The sequence below is a fragment of the uncultured Thiodictyon sp. genome, from assembly GCA_903837595.1.
GTDB lineage: Bacteria > Pseudomonadota > Gammaproteobacteria > Chromatiales > Chromatiaceae > Thiodictyon.
Window position 1 is genome coordinate 1 of record CAILVI010000041.1, and the last position, 3,185, is coordinate 3,185.

Genomic DNA, 3,185 nt, shown 5'->3' on the forward strand with positions numbered 1-3,185 from the left:
ACGACCAGCCCGTCCGGCTTGCCGAAGTCCGAGGCGATCTTGGCCACCAGCCGGTTCGGGGCGATGCCGACGGAGGCGGTCAGGCCGACCGCGGCGCGGATGGCCGTCTTGATCTGCGCGCCGATGGTCTCCGGGGGCCCGACCAGGTGCCCGAGCCCGCTGATATCGAGAAAGGCCTCGTCGATGGAGATCGCTTCCACCACCGGGGTGCAGGTGGCCATGACCGCGCGAATCTGGTGGGCGACCTCCAGGTAATGCGCCATGCGCGGGCGCAGATAGACCGCGTCCGGACAGCGGCGGTGGGCCTCGTTGATGGGCATGGCCGAGTGGATGCCGAAGCGGCGCGCCTCGTAGGCCCAATAAGAGCGAAGCTGCCACTAGGTGCCATATAAGCATTCTCTGATGCATCGCGCTGGCGCGGGCGGTTCGGTAGGATGGCAACCTCCGCCGTCAGAAAGGGGTCCGCCAGATGAAACGATGCTGGGACGAGTAGGAACTGATCGAGCACTGGACGCTGTTCGCTTCCGAGCAGCCGCTTCTTGGCAACCGCACGGACCGGGGCAGGATCGGCGTGGCGGTCCTGTTGAAGTTCTTTCGGATCAACGCCCGGTTCCCGCGGCACCACGGCGACGTCCCAGGCCCGGTCCTCGCGTTTGTCGGCGAACAACTGGCCATACCGCCTGCGGTCTGGTTCGACTATGACCTCACGGGCCGCAGCAGCAAGCGGGACCGCGAGGAGGTCCGTGCGTTGCTCGGTTTTCGTCCGATCACCGTCGCCGACGAGGAGCAACTCCAGGTCTGGCTCGTGCGCGAAGCGGTGCCGGCGGACCAGGATCCGCGGCACCTGCGCGCGGTGGTCGCAGACTGGTGCCGTGACCGCCGCCTCGAACCGCCCGCCGACGAGCGCGTCGAGCGCCTGATCGCCGCGGCGACCCATCGCTTCGAAGAGGACTGGTTCGCCACGATCCTGCGCCGGCTGCCGGACCAGACGTGCCGGCGGCTCGATGCGCTGCTCGGTCCGCAGAGCGCCACCGACGGGGCGGATGATGGGACGGAGGAGCCGGAGCGGGCGCGCTCGGCCTTCAGTCTCCTGAAATCCGATCCGGGCCGCATCGGTCTGGCCAGTGTCGAACGTGAAGTCGCGAAGCTCGGCCTGTTGCACGCCTTGGACCTGCCCGCCGCACTCTGGAGCGACGCCGCGTCCAAGCTATTGACCCGGTACCGCGCCCGGGCGGCGACCGAGTCGGTGCGTGACCTGCGGCGCCATGCCCCCGCGGTGCGCTACACCCTGCTGTCGGCGTTCTGCTGGCAGCGCCGCGGCGAGATCACCGATGGCCTCATCGATCTGCTGATCCAGATCGTCCATCGCTTCTCGGTGCGGGCCGAGGAGCGCGTCACCGCCGAGACGGTGGACGAATGGCAGCGTGTTGCGGGCAAGACCGATCTCTTGTTCCGGATCGCCGCCGCTGCGCTCGACCAACCCGACGGGAGCGTACGTGAGGTGCTCTTTCCGCTGGTCGGCGAGGCCACCTTGGCCGCCCTGGTCAAGGAAAGCCAGGCCGCCGGGCCGACCTTTCGCCAGCGGATTCAAACCCTGATTCACCGCTCCTACGGTCACCACTATCGGCGCATGTTGCCGCCCATCCTGGACACCCTGGCGTTTCGGTCCAACAACAGCGCCCATCGCCCGGTGATCGCGGCCCTGGACTGGCTGCGGGCCCACCGCGACGACCGCCGCCAATGGCTGCCCTGTAGCGAGGTCACCATCGCCGGGGTGGTGCGCCCGCAACTGCACGAGATCCTGGTCGAGACCGGCCCCGATGGCGAGCGGATCAACCGGATCGACTACGAGATCTGTGTCCTCCAAGTGCTGCGTGAGCGCTTACGCTGTAAGGAGATCTGGGTCGAAGGTGCAGAGCGTTACCGCAATCCCGACGACGACCTGCCGACGGACTTCGCGGCCAATCGCGACGCCTACTACCACGCCCTGCAACAGCCCCAGGACCCGGACCAGTTCATCGCGGAGTTGCAGCAGGCGATGCGCGAGGCCCTCGCGGCGCTGGATGCCACGCTGCCGGGCAACCCCAAGGTGCGACTGCGTGAGTCCGGCACCCATCGCCTCGTCGTCACCCCGCTGGACCCCCAACCGGAGCCGACGCAACTGCGCTCCCTCAAGACCGAGGTCGGCCGGCGCTGGCCGATGACCAGTCTGCTGGATGTGCTCAAGGAGACCGACCTGCGGGTCGGCTTCAGCGAGGCCTTCAAGACCCTGGCCAGCCGCGAGGTCGTCAGTCGCGCGGTGATGCAACAGCGCCTGCTGCTGTGCCTGTACGGACTCGGCACCAATGCCGGGCTCAAGCGCATGGCGGCGAGCAACCGCGAGGTCGACTACCCCGACCTGCTCTATGTCCGACGCCGCTTCATCGAGAAAGCCGCCTTGCGCGAGGCCATCCGCCGGGTCGTCAACGCCACGCTGGCCGCGCGCCTGGAGCACATCTGGGGTGAAGAGACCACCGCCTGCGCCGCCGACAGCAAGAAGTTCGGCGCCTGGGACCAGAACCTGATGACCGAGTGGCATATCCGCTATGGTGGCCGTGGGGTCATGATCTACTGGCACGTCGAGCGGCGGGCCGCGTGCATCGACTCCCAGCTCAAGCGCTGCTCCTCCTCCGAGGTGGCCGCCATGATCGAGGGGGTCCTGCGACACTGCACCGACCTGGAGGTGCAGAAGAGCTATGTCGACAGCCACGGCCAGAGCGAGGTGGCGTTCGCCTTCTGCCATCTACTCGGATTCGCCCTGATGCCGCGGCTCAAGGGCATCGGCACGCAGCAGCTCTATCGGCCCGAGGCCGGTCGCGCCGGTGACTATCCCCACCTGCAGGCGATCCTCACGCGCCCGATCACGTGGGACGCGGTGCGTCAGCAGTACGACGAGACGATCAAATACACCACCGCGTTACGCCTGGGCACGGCTGCCCCCGAGGACATCCTGCGGCGGTTTACCCGTCACACCCTGCAGCATCCCACGTACCAGGCGTTGCAGGAACTGGGCCGCGCCGTGAAGACGATCTTCCTGTGCCGTTACCTGGCCGACGAGGGGCTGCGCCGCGAGGTGCAGGAGGGCCTCAATGTCGTGGAGAACTGGAACAGCGCCAACAACTTCATCTTCTACGGCAAGAGCGGGG

At 67.5% G+C, this 3,185-nt stretch carries 1 protein-coding gene and 1 pseudogene; one reads left to right on the forward strand and one right to left on the reverse strand.

The genetic code is table 11. From position 1 onward, the window contains the following. Positions 1–320 (reverse strand): annotated as a pseudogene (locus QZY44_RS02515) (DNA polymerase IV); the annotation flags it as partial. Between the two features lie 194 nt (positions 321–514). Here QZY44_RS02515 and QZY44_RS02520 point away from each other — a divergent pair. Next, the coding region (locus QZY44_RS02520; protein ID WP_295441788.1) for a Tn3 family transposase at positions 515–3,185 on the forward strand (2,671 nt) is incomplete at its 3' end.